The following is an 18,444-nucleotide window of genomic DNA, read 5'->3' on the forward strand; positions in this document are numbered from 1 at the left end:
CCGCCGGAATGGAATATTGTCCTTCCAGGCTCCCTAACTTAATTCCTTTTGCCCTACCTTCCAGAGCGTTGACTTGTGATAAAAAAGTGACCAGCACCTCTGCTTTTTCCAGATTCGGAGCCGGTTCGAGAAAGTGTTAAAGAACCGTTTTCATAAAAACCTTTTGCTGTGTACATAGCTTAAATGTTTTTTTACAAAAATAACCAATCCGATTCTTATTTCGTAATAAGAAAGTATTCCTAATCCGGTTATCAGTTTTTAAAACGGATCAGCGCAATCTCCACAAGTAAAAAGAACAATGCGCCGTAAAGGAAATATTTCCAAAGGCTGGTTCCGAGATTTTGCTGCTGAAATTCTTTCGAAAAAGCATCATCATCCAGACTTTCAAAAACCTGAACATTTTTTTGTCCTGCAAAAAAACTTTTCAGCTCTTCCGGAGAATAATAGTCCAACCGGGATTCTTTGTTGTTATGGTTCAGTGCAATGATTTGCTCCACTTTATTATCCTGAATAAGTTCAAAATAACCGGCATCCAATCCTTCTCCAAGCTGATCACCCTGAGGTATTTCAAGCAGAAGCTGGTTGCCTGCAATTCTCTGGACCGGAATAACTTCTGTTGTATTACGCCTTAGTTTAAAGACAGCATTAGGCGTCACTTTATCTACGCTAAGTGCAATCGGGTTTTCGTCAAATGTAAAAGCAGTTCGCTGTGCTCTTACGCTCGTCGCTGCGATTTTGTACATCACCGGAACAAAGATAGCATGCTGGGCCATGGAACCATAGTCAGGATTAAGCGGTGCGGCAAAAAGATAAACTTTACCGTTTCCTCTGGTAACCCGGCTTAGATAACTCTGCCCGTTTCTTAACGAAAGAAGCTGCTGACCTGTATTTGCCCACGACCAAACCGGTGAGGCCGAAGGCAGGTTCAGGCTCATTTCCTGCCGAACCGATTCTTCAAATACATCGCTGAAAAACGGATTGTTCCTGTCTGGAGCGGCAAGAGCGACCGGAGACGGGTTCAAGGTTCGTTCGACGTTTAGACCATTTATTCCCATGTTACGCAGGAAAGTTCCATAACCGGCCTGGTCCGGAGTGGCTGGTGGAATAATGGTAATGCTACCACCTTTCGAGGTAAATTCCTGTAATTCCTGCGGGAGAGAGCCGTTAACCTGGCTCACGCCTTCCAGCACAACCATATCTGCGTTTTTGATAAGTCCCTGATCCACATTTCCTGAGCTGTAACTTTGCAGGGAAAACAGACTGTCATTGGCATAAACATTCTGAATGTAGTTGCCGGTCGTTTGCGGTCCGAAGATATGAACGATCCGAATAAGCGGAGATGCATTTAGTACAAAGAAATAATCGTTGTCAAAAGTGACAGGAAAATCATCAAAAGTAATCTGTCCTTTTTTATAACCCTTTCCTTTCAGGTTAAAATTAAACTTTGCGGTGGCGCTTCCGTTTGCCGGTACGTTGACCGACGCCGTTGAAGCCTGGGTATTATCCAGACTAAGTTTTAAAACAACATTTTTTGCTTCCTCTTTTCCCGAATTACTGACCTTTACAAAAAGAACATTATTCTGTAATTCTCTTATAAACGGCGTATTCAGCCAGGCTGAGTCTACAAAAATATTTTTTTCAGGTACTGCTTGTACCGGCACTATGAAAAGGTTGTTGGTAGTATCAATTTTCAAATCTGACAGATTACCCGCTGTACTTTTCTGAAAATCAGAAAACCAGAAAAGCTGGTTTTTTCCTGTTGTTTGATGCCGCGTTATCAAATTCTCCTGACGTTTGTAAATATCCTGAAACGATCTCGGTGTATGTGATAAACCGACCGTGGTAAGTAAATCCTTAATTTTATCAGCACGATACAGCCCTTGTTCCTGTGCCGAAAAATCATTGGTGATGAGTTGTAAAGAGGTCGCATTTCGAAAAAGGCCCAGCAAATCACTTAAATGACTGGTTGCCAAATCAACATACCGTTTGCTGGCAGATTCACTTTGCATACTGTAAGAATTGTCCAGATAAAGGCTGGTAATTCCTTTTCTGCCTGCTGCCAGATTATTTTTTCCGGGCAAAAATGGCTGGGCGAAAGCAAGAACAAGACAGGTTATTGCCAGTATCCTTGCAGCCATGATCAGCCAGTGCTTTATTTTTCTTATCGAACGCGTTTGTGTTTCAACGGCTTTCAGAAAAGCGACATTGGTAAAATAAACACGTTTAGTCCTTCGGAAATTAAAAATATGAATGGCAACGGGCACCGAAATAGCGAGTAAACCCCAAAGAAAAGACGGAAAAAGGAAACTCATTATAAGCAAGATCGTTAAAGTACTTATTAGAACTTCGGCTGTCGGCACTTGGCTTCCGGCCTTTAAAAACATGGATCCGACTGGCAATTGCCGGTAGTCGTTTTGGCTGTAGCTGACAGCAGAGAGCCGATAGCCACATTATTGCAAATTACACTTAATTCCGGTAACTGCGTTTTATTTCAAATGCTTTCTGCGTAAGTCGGATGCTTTTTTCTAACTTTGCACTTCATTTTAGCGTTGCCGTTTGTTGCGGTTCTGAACACATTCAGATTTTTAATTAAACGTTAATAATAAAGAAACTGCTTAATTTTTATTAGAAGTTATGGCCAAAGTATCGGTGAACAAACACCAGCCTGTTTATCAAATGCCTACGAACCCGGCGGCGGTTCGCACCAAAAGGTATGCGTTGCCTACAAAAAAGTACATTTCTTTAGCAATGCGTTATTTTCTGAAAACGCAGCTAAAGTGGGTGGTTATTCCGATCGCATTAATTCTGATCAATGCCATTGTCAGCTTTACCGGATTGTATCCGAATTACTGGATTTACATCACTGTTTTTGTGGGAGTTATTCTTTACGTGCTTTTCTGGGTTATTCAGTTTACGGGAATTACGCAGTTGGCTCAGTACAAACCGATGTTCGAAAAGTTTTCCTACGAGTTTGACCCACGTCAGATTTTGATGAAGCTGAACCAGAAAGAAGGAAGCGTAATGAAGTGGGAGCAGATTCTGGAAGCTTACAAAGACAAAGACGCTTATGTTTTGGTCATTTCAAAAGGACAATTTGTTCACTTACCTTTTTCAATTTTTACTTCTGAACATGATATCAAGGTTTTTGAACGTATCATGAAACAAAAGGAATTGTTGAAAAGCTAAGTCTGTAATAGTAAGTTATGAAGGAGAAACCCGGTTTATGCCGGGTTTTTTTATGCCGAAAAAAGGGGCTTTTCTGGCCAATTCGTTTATAAACTGGCCGTTTGAGTTCAACATTTACCTATTTGATTTTTAGAATTAAGACAGCTGAACAATGAATTCATTTTTAAAATACCTGAATCAGATGGTCCCATTGTCTGAGGCAGTGCAGGAAGCGATCAGTGAAATAACGATAAGGCGAGTCATTCCGGGTAATACGCTATTTTTTCAAAACGGAGATGTATGTAAAGAATTTCATTTTTTAGAAAATGGACTTGCAAGAGTATTTTATCATAAAGATGGCAAGGAAGTTACCGCGTGGTTTGCCTCTGAGGGACAGATCGTCAGCGCAATCGACAGTTTGTTCACCGGACAGCCTTCTTTTTACAATATTCAAATGACCGAAGATTCTGTAATATGGAGTCTTCAGTTTAACAAAATTGAACCTGTTTTTCAAAAATATCCTGTTGTAGAGAGGCTGGGAAGATTACTGATTACACAAAATTATTTACTGCTGGACGAACGCATGAAACTCTTTGCATTTTGCAGCGCAGAAGAGCGTTATGAAAAGTTACTGATACAGATTCCGGACATTACCCAACGTGTAAAACTGGGTCACATCGCTTCTTATCTGGGTATTTCCCAGGAACATTTAAGCCGGATCCGCGCTGGTTTGCGCCATGGCCATGCTTAGAAATATACGATTTTGATAATTGTCAAAGGAATGCCGTGACAGCGGGTTTAAGTTTGATTATTGTTAAACTTAAACACGCACAGTATGTTCAAAAAATTTAATTTCAAACCGCTACTGATACCGGTTTTGCTTCTTGGTTCAGCTATTGGGATAATTTCTTTTAACGCATGTAAGGAAAGGATAAACCCTGAACTGAATCAGCCACAATCCTTAGCGATTACCGTTGAAGACGTTAAAGCTGCTCTAAGCAAACTGGAAGCGGGTAGTAAGTCTTCAAGAAAGTTGAATTGTGACTGGAAAAATGCTGTAACAAAAAAGAACAGTAAAAATGAGGAGTATGTACAGGTAGCATTCACCGACTTAGATGCACCGGAAAGACTTGTTTATGATAAAAAATAGGTTATACCCGTTTGCCTGACGAACAGTTAATTGGCAAAAAAGGTAAAGACGGATCTACTGAACTTTTCACTATGGAATTGATCCCAACCTTTGAATATGCAATAACCCATGGCGTTATTACCATGGATAGTGATTTTACAGGAGTGCAAATCATTAGGGATATGGATCGGAAAACAGTCGGAACTTATCATTACGCTGGAGGCCATCTGTCAACCACCACAATGCCAGAGTTGCGGAGGATTATTGCGAAATTCGTTACAAGCAACGCTTTCATACGCATTGCTCGGAGACTGCAAGTGCGACTGCATACGCGAAGGACGTATATTGGAACTGGACCAGTTTTGACGGTCCAGTCTCTCAATCTCCAGTTCCTACCGGCAATCCCGCAGGTGTTAATCCGTGGATTGAATGCGAAGATTGGGTTGGGGAGGGGTTTCCTGAAATACTTTCCAGTACATGTAGCGAGACAGCCAGCCCAACTACTCCCGGTACTCCCGGAACGGGTGGAAATGGGGGATATGGGCAGCCATGGGTGGGAGATCAAATGACTCCTCAGAATTTCTTGCAAAATTATGTGCTTTTAGGACCAAAAAATCCAATTGATCCTTCTCAGAAGTTAGAATGCTTTGGCACAGTTCCATCTGATCGTAAGTACAAATATTCAATTACTCTTTATGTTGATCAGCCATATGCAAATACACGGAAAATAGCAAATTTTAATCCTTTTCAAGATCCTCAACGTCGAGCAGGACATACCTATTTTGGACTGGAGAGAAATGATTCCAATTCAGGGGAGACCATCCGGGTTGTGATGGGTTTTTATGTCCAAAGTGAACTCACTGCCGTGACAGGCGTATATACCGGTGGTGCATGGGGTGATGATGGAGGCACGGATTACGATGTTTCCCTAACAATAAATGACATTACTGCCTCAGACTTTAAGGATATCATATATCGCTTAAAATCTCCGGTCGTACCGCAATACCATCTGGCAGATATGTACTGTACAACTTTAGCCTGTGATTTATTCTTACCTTATGAAGTGCTGCCTTTGGGCAGGGGCCAGATTGGGCCACTGGGAAGCGGACAAAATCCGGCAGACCTTGGACAGGATTTAAGAGAGAGAGCGTCTCAGTATGGGAGTAGATTAACAACAGGGGACAATCTTAAATCTCCTTCAACCACTAATTGTAACTAGCGAAATGAAAAAAAAAATCAAATATCTGGTATTACTTGTTCTTGTCGTGGCAATTTCCAACGTTCCAGTGGTAAGTTTTTTTCTGTCTTTTTTTACTGGGAATTTGTCAATGAAGGGACCTGATCGTCATTACATAAGTGAGAGTGGTGGGTTTTCTGTTTGGTCCCGCGAGGAATTTTCAGATACTCAAAAGCGGTTCAATATTTATAAACAAAGTCATCCATCAGACACAACGTTGTATAGAAACTTCAGAATTAAACCTTGGCAATTCTGGCGAATTTCGGAATACATTATGCATCCAGGTTACCGACTCGAATACCAAGAACCGCCAGCCAATTTGACTTACGAAGATATAATAAAGTAAAAGTGGTTTAATAAAGTCACCGGCCGGTCAGCATAACAGTTTGAATGTTGACCGATACTTATACCGTTAGAAAATGAAAAGAAAAACTGTTAAATACCTTGTGATTGTTTTAGTCATAATCCTGGTATCCAACATTCCTATAGTTAGTGATATCACTTTTTAAATGGACAATCGTCATTTAATTTATATGTAATATACCTCCTACTAGTGGTATATTGACAGCCATGCTGGTTGACATTAAAGGCACACCATCTGGTTTCATAACCAGAGACTTACATTTTTGTATGACTGGTGACATTCGTAAAGTAAAGAGCTCGAAGGGCTACAATACCTATAAGAATGAATTTCCGAAGAACAATGGTCAATTGTTTCGGTTTAATAAAGTAAAAAGCTATTGGCACTTTTGGAGGTATGCTGAATATCTTTTCGATCCCAACTGGCAAGCAGATTATCTGGATCTGCCTGAAAATTTTTCAACTGAAAGGTATTATGGTTCATATATAGATGAGCATCCGCTTTACACGTGGGATACAAAAAGGAAGAACTGGGTGCACAGGTGATTTGTGAGAATTTAACGTTACAAGAATTGTGGGGTGAAATTTCTCTGTTGATAATAATTAATTAACCTACTTCCGTTTATTAATCTTTACCTTCGATAAAGTGCTAAAAATCAGAAAAATGACTAACACTAGAAACTTACTCAGGACCTCGTTTTCTTATTTTTTGCTGTTATCTTTCTTTTGCATTTTAGGATGCAGAAAAGATATAGACCCTGTTAACGAGCCGTTGGCAAGTGATGGAGCGACACTCAAGTCGTTGTTTGAGAGCAAAGGATACAATTCTTATTTTGTTGATCCTTTCAATGATACCTCTCAGGTACGTTGGACGCCATCCTGGATGGACGGCGGTATTGTGATCTCAGATGATACCACAAAGTTTGTCCACATTGTGATGAGGCCGCAACTGGAAAATATTGTGACAAAAAAAGTGGTTCCTAATGTGCATTTCATGGGGTACACCAAACGCATTATCGTAAAGATCACGAATGTCTATACTTTCTATTTGGGTGCTTATTATTCATCTCAAATAAATGAGAGTTTGACCATTCCCCCAAATTTCAGCGGTACGCTGACTATGAAAGACCTGGCAACAAACAAGTTTACTTTTCACAAGTACGAAGATGGAGTTTTGGTAAAATAAAAATTCGCGTTTCGAAATGCGATGCGTAATAACCTAACCGACTCGAACCGAGAATGGATGTTAACATACCGGACCGTCTATGAAAACAATTCGCAAATTATTTTTCGATATTTTATTGCTAATATTTATTTCCAATCTGCCTTTTGTATCTGATATACTTACAATGTTTTTTTGTGGCTTAGTTGCTCCTCCGTTTTGTTTTACCACCAGAGATGCTCAATTTAGTGACTGTGGAGGTATTAATTCAATAAAAGAGAGTGCGCAATATAAATTCTACAAGCAAAAATATCCAAAAGCAGATCATACGCTTTATCGCTACAATCGTGAAAGAGAGTGGAGGTATTTTTTTATGTGGAGATTTTTTTTGATGGATCCTAATTGGCGGGCTCCATTTATTGATGCGGGTGTAAAACTAAAACCAGGTTAATCATGCTTTTTGCCAAAATTCTGTTCACCAGCTTCAATAGCAATTGCCATCGTATTTTCCTTGGGTGGAATAGGGCAGTTAAACCCATCACTGTAAGCACAGTAGGGATTATAGGCTTTGTTGAAATCCAGTGTGCAGGTGCCGTCCTGCACATCTGTGGTTTTCAAATCCATGTATCGGCCACCGCCATAGGTCTGGATGCCGCTGGTTTTGTCCTTAAACGGAAGAAAAAGATAGTCTTTGTACTGAGGCAATGTCTCCAGGCTGAGGCTGCGGTAAATGGTTAATCTTTGCCTTCGTCCATATAACCGAAACCGCACTGTGCCATATTTGACAAAGGTTTTCTGGGTGCCGCTGTAAGTGGGCATTTCAAATGAGCGGCTGTTTCTGATCCTTTCAAATGTAGCTGTTACTCTAAAAGCAGAATCCGGCTCATAGAATTTGAGGTATTTTAAATCCTCTTTTTTTATTGGAGAATCGGCGGATTTGATAAAATCTTCCCGGTATTTTTTACGAAAAGCTTCTGTTTGCCTGGCAAAATCCTGTGCAACAAGCGTGGTGCAGCTGCAAAGGATGATAAGTAATAGATAAAATAAATTTTTCATTGAGCTCTAAAAAAATCCGGCAGCTGATTGCTACCGGATTTGGTATTGTTAGTAAGATTACAAAATTAATGCCAGTTATCGCAAATCTAATTTGCACTGATTGTTTGAATTTTGCTTTCGTCCAGATTAAAATGTTTTTTAACGGCTTCGTAATCTTTATAATCTACCGGCTCTCCGCTTTTTCTTGAATTAAAGTCGGATGGAAGTGCAACTACACGGAACGTTTGGTTCTGTGTAAAGTCGGCCGATAGTGTAGATAAATTGACACTGGTAGGCGCATCAATAAAGATGGTAAAGTCACTTGGCGTAAAATCAAAGTTGTAAATAATTCCTCTTGGCATATCAATTGGCTGAGGAAGCAGGCGCCAGATCGGTGCACCGTTGTCCACGTCCCAAAGGATATAAACCAACACTACATCTGATTCCAGAAAATCGACATTAGCATTATTAAAAGTTGTCCGGTACTGAAAGCCGTTGCCTGTATTGAAATTAACATTTTCTACTTCGAATGTCTGTCCGATAGGTCCGTCAAGTCCAGCTGGTCCTGCTGGTCCTTCGGGACCACGGCAACTTTGAAACAACGCAGCCGTTATTAGTATAAAAGGGATGAGTAACTTTTTCATGTTGTAATAGATAAAAAATGGATAATTATTTAATTTTCACTTTGGATAGAAACGCAATTATAAGGTTTAATCCCGTATCCGGCGTTAACCATTGTTAACTAAATTAGTGCCAAAAGGTCCAAATGAAGGTCCGGGTATGACTTTAATAATTAAATAACTTGCGTAGATTGAAGTAACATAGTACTTTACTGACGTATAACGGAAAAATAATTTTTTATTACTTAAAAGATAAAAAAAGACATGATCAATCGTAAAGCAACAGCTGTTTGGAAAGGAACCGGTAAAGAAGGTACTGGTACCATCAGCACACAAAGCACCGTTTTGGAAAATACCCAGTATTCATTCAACACCCGTTTTGCGGATGGTAAAGGCACCAATCCTGAGGAGTTGATCGCTGCGGCACATGCAGGATGTTTTGCAATGAAATTAAGCTTTGAACTAAATGCTGAGGGTTTCACTGCCGACGAACTCAATGCAACTGCAACGGTGACACTTGATCCTGCAAAAGGACAGGTTACTAAAAGCCACATCGATCTTAAAGCACAGGTGCCTGATATAACAGCTGAAAAGTTTGCTGAAATCGCGGATAAGGCAAAAAAGGAATGTCCTATTTCCCAATTGCTGAACGCAGAAATTTCTCTCAATGCTGAATTGGTTTAATCGGTTCACTCTAATAAAAAAGCCGGGGATTGTTTAACAGTTCCCGGCTATTTTGTGACTATGGTTCTCTATTTGATCAATTATCCTCTATAAACAAGTCACTGGCAACTTTGTCTGCGAATAGTTTTCCGGTTTCTGTCAGCATAATTGTTTCGTTTTCAAGCCGAACCCAACCCACTTTAATAAGATTTTCAAGCTCTGAGTAGCTTTGTGAAAGGAAGTTTCCGTTTGAAAGCCTGTCGAGTTCGTGTTTTTTTACGCCCCATTTTGTCCTGAGTCCGGTTAATAAATACTCATTGGTGCGGTCCGCAACTGATAATTTCTCATAGGTTGACGGAATAATCTGCTGACTGATGGACGAGAGATATTTGGCATTATTTGATACATTGTATTCACGGCTTTCACCATTGTAAGAATGGGCGCTCGGGCCAACACCCAGATATGGCCGCTGCTGCCAGTAAGAGCTGTTGTGCCTGCTGTACTTATGATTACGTGCGAAGTTTGAAATCTCGTATTGTTCGTAACCGTTTACTGCTAACGACCTGGTTAATATCTCAAATTGCCTCGCAGCAAATTCCTCGTCAACGGGTTTTATCTTTTTCTGTTTCAGCCAGGAACCAAATGCAGTTTGCGGCTCGATTGTGAGGCAATAAGCAGAGATATGCGAAACATCCAGCGTAAACGCTTTTAAAATATCACTTTCCAAAATGCTATGATCGGGCGCCGGAATGGCGTAAATGAGGTCAATAGAAATATTAGTTATTCCCGCCCCCTGAGCCATTTTTACACATTTTTCACCTTCATGCGCCAAATGTACTCTATTGAGAAATATAAGGTGCGGCTCGTGAAAGGATTGAATTCCAATGCTTAACCGGTTAATTCCGGCCCGGCTGAATTGCTGTAATTTTTCCTTACTTAAATCATCCGGGTTTGCTTCCAATGTTATTTCCGCATCAGAGGCAACTTCAAATTGTGCATGAATGGTTTCGAGCAGCAGGTTCAATTCTTTTTCGTCGAGCAGAGAAGGAGTTCCGCCGCCGAAATAAATGGTTTCCAGTTTATGGCCCGGTAAATATGCTTTTCGCAGAACGATCTCTTTTGCAATCGCATCTACAATAGCACTTTTGTTATTCGTATTGGTGCTAAAATGAAAGTCGCAGTAATGGCAAGCCTGCCTGCAGAAAGGTATGTGAAGGTATAAATGCAAATCGGTTTATTAAAATGAAAGTCTGTCCGGCTTTGAAATTGGGTGATTATTTCCAACTAACAACTTTAATATCTCATTGATTCAAAAACAAAATGTCATTTACCCCATTCCCAGCCAAGTTTCACACCAGCCCACAGATTATCTTTTGGAGAAGCATTGTAATAGCGGTTCCCAAAAGCATTCAGGTCATATCCAAGACTGTAAATCCCGGCGTTTACTTTTTCGGCTGAAACAGATAGTTCACTGTAAAGGTGAGATCCCCAGCTTTTCTTCCAGGACGCACGGCCCGTCCACTGGTTATAAGGTGTATTTTTTACTGTATTCGCATCATTCAGATAAAAGAAACCGCCATGCTGATAGGTTGCAAAAACAGAAAATCCGTATTTAAAAAGCACATCAACACCTGTGCTTTGTGAAAAACGGGGAATTCCGGGAATCAGGTTTCCTGACAGGTTGGTTTCTCCCTGTGCAAAATCCTGAAAAGTGTATTTAGTCCAGGTTCCTGAGTTCCAAAGCCTGAATGTCAGCGGCAGCATGGAATTTGTCAGGAAATCATAAGAAAGATTCCATTCCAAACCATTCTGACGGGTTTTACCGGCATTAATAAAAAATTCTGATCCGGCATCATCCGTTCTTCTAACAATCGTTTCTCTTAATCCAAAACTGTATAAACTCACTTCTCCGGTAAAGTTTTTATCAATTTTTCGGAGCCCGATTTCCGTATTAATTCCCTTTTCAGCATTTAGATCCTTACGAAAGCCACCTGCTGAAGGGCGAACCTCCTGTAAAGTTGGCGGAGAAAATCCGCTGCTGTATGATGCAGTAACCGCCCAGGTTCTGGCGATAACCTTATTAATAGCAATTCTTGGCACCAGTACGCCATCAAAGTCACGGTGTTCATTGGTGTAGGGAAGTACAAAAAAACGTTCGTACTTATATCGGAAAGTGTTGTAACTCAGCCCAACCGTGGCAGTTAGATCTTTAAACAAAACGGCTTCCAACTGGCTGAAAACGGAAAGGGTGGTGGTGCGGATATCTTCCACAGTTTGCTGTTTGTCGGGAATACCGCCCTTGTTATCATAGTTTCTCTGCGCTGACTTGCTGTATTGCCACTCAAAACCAGACGTCCAGCTGGTTTTTACTTCTCCGAGCTGCGCAGTATTCTGCCAGATATTTCGGCCGCCAACCCCCTGCTCATCGCGTTTTTCATAATTGGCAATGAATGGGTTAGCAAAATCTGTGGTGGTTAAATAAAGAGCATTTGACTGTGTCCAATTGTCCGACAGTTTTAGCATGTAATTTCCGCCCAGCATTGCCAATTTCGTATAAATACCAACTTTTTGCGCTTCGCTTCCTGCTACCGTAGCGGTGGAAGGTCTTGCCAGTTTCGGGTTTAACTGATATTGGGCAAAATTTAGTCCGCCCGGTGTTTGATAATGAATGTCGGAATACATTCCCAATAACGATATTGTGCCTTTTTCTCCTAACTTACCTGTGGAAGAAAAACGAATGGCATCGCGCCCCATTGCACTGTGGTTGCGATATCCGTCCTGTTCTGTATGGCCATACTGGATATTGATACCGCCAATCTGTAAATTGGTACTTCTGTTTTGAAAACCATATTTGCCAATTCCTACCGACTGTTCTGCCCGGTTTTGAAAATCGTTTGTATTGCTACTTTGAAGCAAAACCACCCCGCCCGTACCTGCACCGTAAAGACTGCTGCCCGGTCCTTTAATTATCTGCATACTTTGTACAGCGCCATAATCCAGCGAGTTGAGGGGCGTATTTCCGCCGGCATCTGTAAAAGGAATTCCGTTCCAATAAAATTTAACATTCCGAATCCCAAAAGGTGAGCGCAGCATACTTCCCCGGATTGAAAAACGGTAGCTTCCGGGAGATCTTTCTTCCATGCGCACACCGGCTATGGCATTCACAGCACTTGTCCATGTGGTAGAAGCGAAGCGATCCAGGGTTTTGGAAGTAAGTAAACCAACTGTTGCCGTTGTCGTTAACGGGCTTGTTCTTGACTCGAAGGCATTGATGGTAACTTCCTTCAACTGCCTGGAAGCAAGCGTGTCACTTTGTGCAAAAACACAATTTACTGAAAATCCAACCAGAGAAAATAAAACTACTAATGGTAAAACTAATTTTTGCATAATGTTGGGGCCACGCCGATGTTGTAGATGGCTTAAATAAAGCTCGACACAAAGTTATCTAAAAATCAGTCCGCGGGCTTTAATCGAATAAACCGTTGTTGATATTTGTCCTAAAACTTTTTCTGAATCGCAATGTCTGAGAAAGCTTCGGAACTGAGTATTTATTTCTACAAGATTTTAATGCAAAGGCATAATTTCGCTTTGGTTGGATTTTTCTATCAAATTGTGTGAACGTATAGTTGTTCAAAGTTTAATTTAAATACTACAAAAATGAAAAAGATCACTTACCTGGTTGCATCGATGCTTACGGTTGGCTTACTAACATTTACCAGCTGCTCGGACAAAACCAAAGATTCAGCAAATGAAACGGTTGAGGAAGCTAAAAACGACATGGACGAAAATGTCGACGAAGCCAAGGCCGATATGAAGGAAGCGGGAAACGAATTTCAGGCTAAGGTTAGAGAAGATAAAAATGCGTTGAAAGCTGACGTCGATGACGCTGTTGATAAAATTGATAGAAAAATAGAGGAAGCAGATGCCAAAATGGAGAAAGCTACCGAAAAGGAAAAAGCTAAATGGCAGGAACGTAAAAAGGAATTAAATCAAGAGAAAGAAGAGTTAAAAGCTTCATGGGATGATACCCAGGATGAAACTGCTGTAAAGTGGGATGCTTTTAAAGCTAAAACCCGAAATAAAATTGACAAGGTTAAAGCTGATTTGAAAGATTGAGTTTTTTTAATGAAGTTATAGGAGTTAGGTAGTTATTGGTCTCTTGCAATTGGAATTCCAGTTACAAGAGACCTTTTTTATTTCACTTTCTGGGTAGGTGAATTTCGGTCAACATACATCTGGCTGAGCCACCGCCGTTTGCTTCAATAACGGATAAGTCGGTATGAAACATTCTGGCGTAGTCATTCAGTATTTCCCGTTGCTTTTTGGTCAGTGATTCATAGGCCTGCGTGGACATAATCAGAAACTTGTCCTGTCTGGTATTTCTCACCATCAGCATATTACCTGCAAAATGACGAACCTGGTCGAGGGAAATTTCGACGATATATTTGTTGGTTTCCTCAAGTGCAGATCTTACCAGCAGGCGTTCGTCCGGATTTTTTATCGCTTCCAGACAAACCACTGCGAAAATATCGCCGATACACATCAGCACGTTGGTGTGATAAACCGGCTTGTCGTTTTCGTCAGAGGCAGAAAAGGAAATTATCTCGTAACCCAACGCATCGGCAAAAGCTTCCAGTACTTCCGGATGCGTTCGGGGAGAAAGGCAGGCGTAGGCAATTTTATATCTCCTGTCCAGCACCATGCTGCCTGTTCCTTCCAGGAATTTGCCTTCCTTTTCGAAGTAAGTGAGATCAATAATTTCTTCTATTTTATATTCTTTTCCCAGCGCTTCTATGATATCAGGACGGCGCTCAACACGGCGGTTTTCTGCCATCATGGGATACAACACCACTTTTCCGCTTTGATGAAATGATACCCAGTTGTTTGAGAAAACTGCATCAGGTCGGTAGTGATCGTCGTTGTCATCAAAAATATGCAGATTGATTCCCGTATTTTTTATCTGAGAAATCATCAGGTCAAATTCTTCTCTTGCTTCTTCCTGTGCCTTTTGTCCTGAACCAGCCTGTTGAAACTCATTGCTTGCCGCTGTTTCGGTATTAAATGCAAACTGAACCGGGCGTATCATCATGATATGCGAGGTTGATTGCGGTTGTATTTGTGCTGTTGAAGTGATGGTACGCATAGGAGTTTTTTATTTGCAGTATCTGCAATTTACAAATCAAATGTTCTTTTTCCAAGATAATTATTCACGTAAAATGGGCATGCTCATGCAGTGCGAGCCACCTCGCGCACGCGAGAGCTCTGCGGATGGAAGTGTAATAAAAGTATTTATCAGTGTTTCCGGTGAGAGTTCATCATTCTCAAATTTCTGAATCAGGTCTTTTGCACTAATGATCAAAAAACCTTCATTCTTAAAAGCCTCAAGCGTTTTGTCATTACGGTCATAGCCAATCACAACGCCGTCCTTAACTGCAAGCAGATTGCATGAGTCGGTCCATTGTTCTCTTTCCCCGTAAGGAAATTCATTATTTCCTGAATAAATAAATTTAACATCTTTTTCACAATGCAGATCTGTACGGCTGATGTCGGCAAGGAGGTCTTCCAGGTTTTCAATTTCTTTTGGCTGCTGTTCATGCCCTTTCAGAAACTGAAGAATTTTAAATTCCTGGTTGTTTTCTTTTGGAGCAAAAAAATGCAGAACATCTTTTTTTCTGGATTCGTCACCCACTCTTGCAAGAGAGCTGAGTAACACCCAAATATTTTTTTTAACCTGCGTGAAAATGGTATCAATGTGCATGTAATCCCGTTTTTTAGGGATTTTTATCAGCGTAATTTTTTCAAGAATATCTTTGTCAAACAAAAGTTTCATAGCCTGCTGCGCGGCATAAACCGATGTTCGCTCGCTGCATCCGATAAGCAGGTGATTAGGTGAAACCATCATCACGTCTCCGCCTTCGAGCGTACATTTATGGTGGTCGCTTACTTTTTCATCATCCGGCAATAGAAAATGGCGGTCGTTATCCGGAATTTCAAGAATATTGTGCTTTATGTGAGCAAACATAGGATGATAAAAGAAAACAAACTGCGCCAGAATGGATTCTCTTGTCCGGGCAGTTTTGGCTGGTTTGTTCAGAAGGATGTGATCATTTATAACAATCCCGATGTCGCGCATAAAGATCAGGTTGGGCAGCGGAGCAAAAAGCATTCTTTTATCAGAATACGAACCTGAAATAAAAATTTTCGCCAGTTCGTAAGGATCAAAGGAGTGAAGTTCTTCCTGAGTGTGATAAGAACACTTTTCAATCCCGCATATCGCAGCTGTCAGTTTGACACGAACGTTTTCGATTTCCAGGATTTCTCCCAGCAACTGCTGTATATCAATTACACGATCTGAATTAAAATAACCTGGCGTGCCTGGAATGTAAAATGAACGGGTCGGATCACCATCAACCTTTTTTAATTTTCCCTTTATTTTTTCAGGGTCGAGAAAATACAACAGGAGTTTTACATAATAGTCGTACTCACTTTTACGCATGGTATCCAAATGCACGATATCTTCAAACAGCCAGTCCTGCGCTTTTGACGGCACCACTTTGCCCAAACCACGATCAGGACTGTGAATCAGAAGTCTTTTTAAACTGGCTGTTTCAGAGGCAACATGGATTTTTGATGAAGAATATTCACTCGTTTTCATAGGTAATAAACATAAATGCTTTCCCGCAAAGTAAAGCTATATTTTGAATTTACGGGTTGAAGCTGGGGAACTGTCCTTAATTCGGGATTAAATATCGCAAAATGGGGAACGGGTAGAGGTATAAAAAGGTTGTAGAATATACAATCATCTGGTGAGTACCGTTGTGAATGTAATTTTAATTTACCACCAAAGCTTACTACTTTTGCGGTAAATTACCACGGACTACATATTAAAGTATAAATTAGTTATGCTCTCTATTAAGGAATTACGCGCTTCGATCGAAGGCAAAGAAATATTAAAAGGAATTAATCTGGACATCAAACCAGGTGAAGTACATGCTATAATGGGGCCAAATGGTTCCGGAAAAAGTACTTTGGCTTCGGTTTTGGCTGGCAGGGAAGAATATGAAGTGACCGGCGGAAGTGTATTGTTTGATGGAAAAGATCTGTTGGATCTTGCAGCAGAAGAAAGAGCAGCAGAAGGAATTTTTCTTGCATTTCAATATCCTGTTGAAATTCCTGGTGTTACGACCATCAATTTTTTAAAAACAGCTGTTAACGAAATTCGTAAATACAGAGGTGAAAATCCGCTGGATGCTGCACAGTTTTTGAAAATGGTGCGTGAGAAAGCAAAATTGGTTAGCATGAACGATTCACTTTTGAAACGTGCTTTGAACGAAGGATTTTCAGGAGGAGAGAAAAAACGGAATGAAATATTCCAAATGGCCGTGCTGGAACCTAAGCTGGCGATTTTGGATGAAACAGATTCCGGTTTGGATATTGATGCATTACGTATTGTCGCAGAAGGAGTTAATTCACTTCGTTCGCCTGATCGTTCTGCCATTGTGGTTACGCATTACCAACGCCTGCTTGATTACATAGTTCCGGACTACGTACACGTATTGTATAAAGGAAGAATTGTGAAATCGGGGACCAAAGAACTGGCTTTTGAGCTGGAGGAAAAAGGTTATGACTGGATTAAAGCGGAAGTTGAAGCGGTTGGCTAATTGAAAGTTTGTTTTGTTCTGTAAATCAGGATAATCGTCTTTTGAAATTAACCAATACCCATTACTTAACTACGGAATGACTACTGAAACAATAGATTTAAAAACGAAATTAGTCGCTGATTTTTACGCCCGTGAAGCAGTGATGAATGGAGAGGCAAGTTCCGCTTTTCATCAGAAGAAACGTGCTGCGTTGGCTCGCTTCGACCAGCTGGGTTTTCCAACTCCGAAAAACGAGGAGTGGAAATACAGCAATGTGCGGGAGCTGATCAGTGAATCTTATCATTTTAATGCGGAAAGTTCGCTTGGGCTTGCCGATTTACAGGATCTGAATATTCCGGAACAGGTTGCAAATATCCTGTATTTTATAAACGGGCACTATAACGAAGAGCTTTCAAGCATTGTTTCGTCGTCCGATCAGATCATCATCGATTCTTTGCAAAGTGCCTACAAAAAGAATCCATCGCTGGTTAATACCTATTTCGATGAGCTGGTAAAAGATGATACAGATGCATTTACATCTTTGAATACCGCGTTTGCACATGACGGGGTATTTATTCATATTCCTGATAACCAAACGGTTGAACACCCTGTAATCCTTCGTTTTGTAAGTGATGCAAGAACACAGAATGTGGGAAGTCAGCCGCGTAATATTATTGCGGTTGGTAAAAATGCCCATGTGAAACTGGCTGAAGCATTCAGAACTCTGGGCACTGAACGCTCTTTTACAAATGCCGTTACGGAGATCCACATGGATCGTGATTCGGGTGTTGAATATTACAAAGTTCAGAATGAAAGTGAGAAGGCATATCACATCGGAACCACACAGGTACGTATGCTTGACAACTCGCATTTTTACGCGGGAACAGTTACGCTCAACGGACATTTTACCCGAAATAACCTGAATATTATTATTGATGGTGAGCGTTGCGAAGCGCACATGTATGGCTTGTATTTTCCGGATGGGACACAACATGTTGACAACCATACCGTAGCCGATCACTGCAAACCAAATTCCCAAAGCAACGAATTGTATAAAGGAATTTTGAGAGATAGAGCCAAAGGTGTTTTTAACGGAAAAATATTTGTACGTCCTGATGCGCAGAAAACCAATGCGTTTCAATCATGTAAAAATATAGTTTTGTCTACCGAGGCGACTATGAACACCAAACCGCAGCTGGAAATATATGCAGATGATGTAAAATGTTCTCACGGAACTACAACCGGACAAATTGACGAAGAAGCTTTGTTTTACATGCGTTCGCGTGGAATTTCCAAACCGGAAGCCATGTCGTTACTGATGTTCGCTTTTTGTGCAGACGTGGTTTCTCAAATTAAAATTGATTCAATCCGCGAATATCTGGAAAACGTAATTGCAGATAAATTGGCTTCCAAGTAATCTTAATGCGTTTGAC

General features: G+C 40.8%; 18 protein-coding genes. 11 read left to right on the top strand and 7 right to left on the bottom strand.

Annotation, left to right across the window (positions count from 1 at the left end; translation table 11 throughout):
- Positions 1-251 precede the first annotated feature (251 nt).
- Positions 252-2,312: a BatA domain-containing protein gene (locus E0F88_RS25985; RefSeq protein ID WP_131961209.1), complete on the bottom strand. Its 2,061-nt coding sequence runs from the start codon at positions 2,310-2,312 to the stop codon at positions 252-254.
- 322 nt (positions 2,313-2,634) lie between these two features.
- Between E0F88_RS25985 and E0F88_RS25990 the strand changes: the two genes are divergently transcribed.
- From E0F88_RS25990 to E0F88_RS26020, 7 genes are all read left to right on the top strand, one after another.
- Entirely contained in the window at positions 2,635-3,186 is a 552-nt protein-coding gene (locus tag E0F88_RS25990; RefSeq protein ID WP_131961210.1) for a YcxB family protein, read from the top strand.
- A gap of 151 nt (positions 3,187-3,337) precedes the next feature.
- Entirely contained in the window at positions 3,338-3,916 is a 579-nt protein-coding gene (locus E0F88_RS25995) for a Crp/Fnr family transcriptional regulator (protein WP_131961211.1), read from the top strand.
- Positions 3,917-4,000: 84 nt separating this feature from the next.
- Positions 4,001-4,315, top strand: coding sequence for a hypothetical protein (locus tag E0F88_RS26000; RefSeq protein WP_131961212.1), 315 nt, complete (start codon positions 4,001-4,003; stop codon positions 4,313-4,315).
- Positions 4,316-4,889: 574 nt separating this feature from the next.
- On the top strand, positions 4,890-5,513 hold the full coding sequence (locus E0F88_RS26005; RefSeq protein WP_131961213.1) for a hypothetical protein: 624 nt from the start codon (positions 4,890-4,892) through the stop codon (positions 5,511-5,513).
- Positions 5,514-6,101: 588 nt separating this feature from the next.
- Entirely contained in the window at positions 6,102-6,437 is a 336-nt protein-coding gene (locus E0F88_RS26010; protein ID WP_131961214.1) for a hypothetical protein, read from the top strand.
- A gap of 118 nt (positions 6,438-6,555) precedes the next feature.
- Positions 6,556-7,077 carry a hypothetical protein gene (locus tag E0F88_RS26015; protein ID WP_131961215.1) on the top strand — a complete coding sequence of 174 codons (522 nt, stop codon included), beginning with the start codon at positions 6,556-6,558 and terminating at the stop codon, positions 7,075-7,077.
- Between the two features lie 79 nt (positions 7,078-7,156).
- Positions 7,157-7,504 (top strand): hypothetical protein, encoded by a 348-nt coding sequence (locus tag E0F88_RS26020; RefSeq protein ID WP_131961216.1) that lies wholly within the window; start codon positions 7,157-7,159, stop codon positions 7,502-7,504.
- Here the strand turns inward: E0F88_RS26020 and E0F88_RS26025 are convergent.
- Positions 7,501-8,109, bottom strand: a complete 609-nt coding sequence (locus E0F88_RS26025; protein WP_131961217.1) for a DUF1684 domain-containing protein — start codon at positions 8,107-8,109, stop codon at positions 7,501-7,503. The two genes, E0F88_RS26020 and E0F88_RS26025, sit on opposite strands and share 4 nt — an antisense overlap.
- A gap of 86 nt (positions 8,110-8,195) precedes the next feature.
- Positions 8,196-8,732, bottom strand: coding sequence for a hypothetical protein (locus tag E0F88_RS26030; RefSeq protein ID WP_131961218.1), 537 nt, complete (start codon positions 8,730-8,732; stop codon positions 8,196-8,198).
- Between the two features lie 240 nt (positions 8,733-8,972).
- On the opposite strand from E0F88_RS26030, the gene E0F88_RS26035 reads away from it, so the two are divergent.
- Positions 8,973-9,392: an OsmC family protein gene (locus E0F88_RS26035; protein WP_131961219.1), complete on the top strand. Its 420-nt coding sequence runs from the start codon at positions 8,973-8,975 to the stop codon at positions 9,390-9,392.
- 76 nt (positions 9,393-9,468) lie between these two features.
- Here E0F88_RS26035 and hemW read toward each other — a convergent pair whose 3' ends face one another.
- Together hemW and E0F88_RS26045 are read right to left on the bottom strand one after the other, a co-directional pair.
- Positions 9,469-10,599, bottom strand: a complete 1,131-nt coding sequence (hemW, locus tag E0F88_RS26040) for a radical SAM family heme chaperone HemW (protein ID WP_131961220.1) — start codon at positions 10,597-10,599, stop codon at positions 9,469-9,471.
- Positions 10,600-10,694: 95 nt separating this feature from the next.
- On the bottom strand, positions 10,695-12,758 hold the full coding sequence (locus E0F88_RS26045) for a TonB-dependent receptor (RefSeq protein WP_131961221.1): 2,064 nt from the start codon (positions 12,756-12,758) through the stop codon (positions 10,695-10,697).
- Positions 12,759-13,028: 270 nt separating this feature from the next.
- On the opposite strand from E0F88_RS26045, the gene E0F88_RS26050 reads away from it, so the two are divergent.
- Positions 13,029-13,487 (top strand): hypothetical protein, encoded by a 459-nt coding sequence (locus tag E0F88_RS26050; protein WP_131961222.1) that lies wholly within the window; start codon positions 13,029-13,031, stop codon positions 13,485-13,487.
- An 82-nt stretch (positions 13,488-13,569) separates the two neighbouring features.
- Here E0F88_RS26050 and ctlX read toward each other — a convergent pair whose 3' ends face one another.
- Both ctlX and E0F88_RS26060 read right to left on the bottom strand, forming a co-directional pair.
- Positions 13,570-14,514, bottom strand: a complete 945-nt coding sequence (gene ctlX / locus E0F88_RS26055; RefSeq protein WP_131961223.1) for a citrulline utilization hydrolase CtlX — start codon at positions 14,512-14,514, stop codon at positions 13,570-13,572.
- A 60-nt stretch (positions 14,515-14,574) separates the two neighbouring features.
- Positions 14,575-16,026, bottom strand: a complete 1,452-nt coding sequence (locus tag E0F88_RS26060) for an arginine deiminase family protein (protein ID WP_131961224.1) — start codon at positions 16,024-16,026, stop codon at positions 14,575-14,577.
- Positions 16,027-16,282: 256 nt separating this feature from the next.
- Between E0F88_RS26060 and sufC the strand changes: the two genes are divergently transcribed.
- Both sufC and sufD read left to right on the top strand, forming a co-directional pair.
- On the top strand, positions 16,283-17,032 hold the full coding sequence (gene sufC, locus E0F88_RS26065; protein WP_374756326.1) for a Fe-S cluster assembly ATPase SufC: 750 nt from the start codon (positions 16,283-16,285) through the stop codon (positions 17,030-17,032).
- Between the two features lie 76 nt (positions 17,033-17,108).
- Positions 17,109-18,428: a Fe-S cluster assembly protein SufD gene (sufD, locus tag E0F88_RS26070; protein WP_131961226.1), complete on the top strand. Its 1,320-nt coding sequence runs from the start codon at positions 17,109-17,111 to the stop codon at positions 18,426-18,428.
- The last annotated feature ends 16 nt before the right edge of the window (positions 18,429-18,444 follow it).

It is taken from the genome of Dyadobacter psychrotolerans, from assembly GCF_004349265.1.
GTDB classification, from domain to species: Bacteria; Bacteroidota; Bacteroidia; order Cytophagales; family Spirosomataceae; genus Dyadobacter; species Dyadobacter psychrotolerans.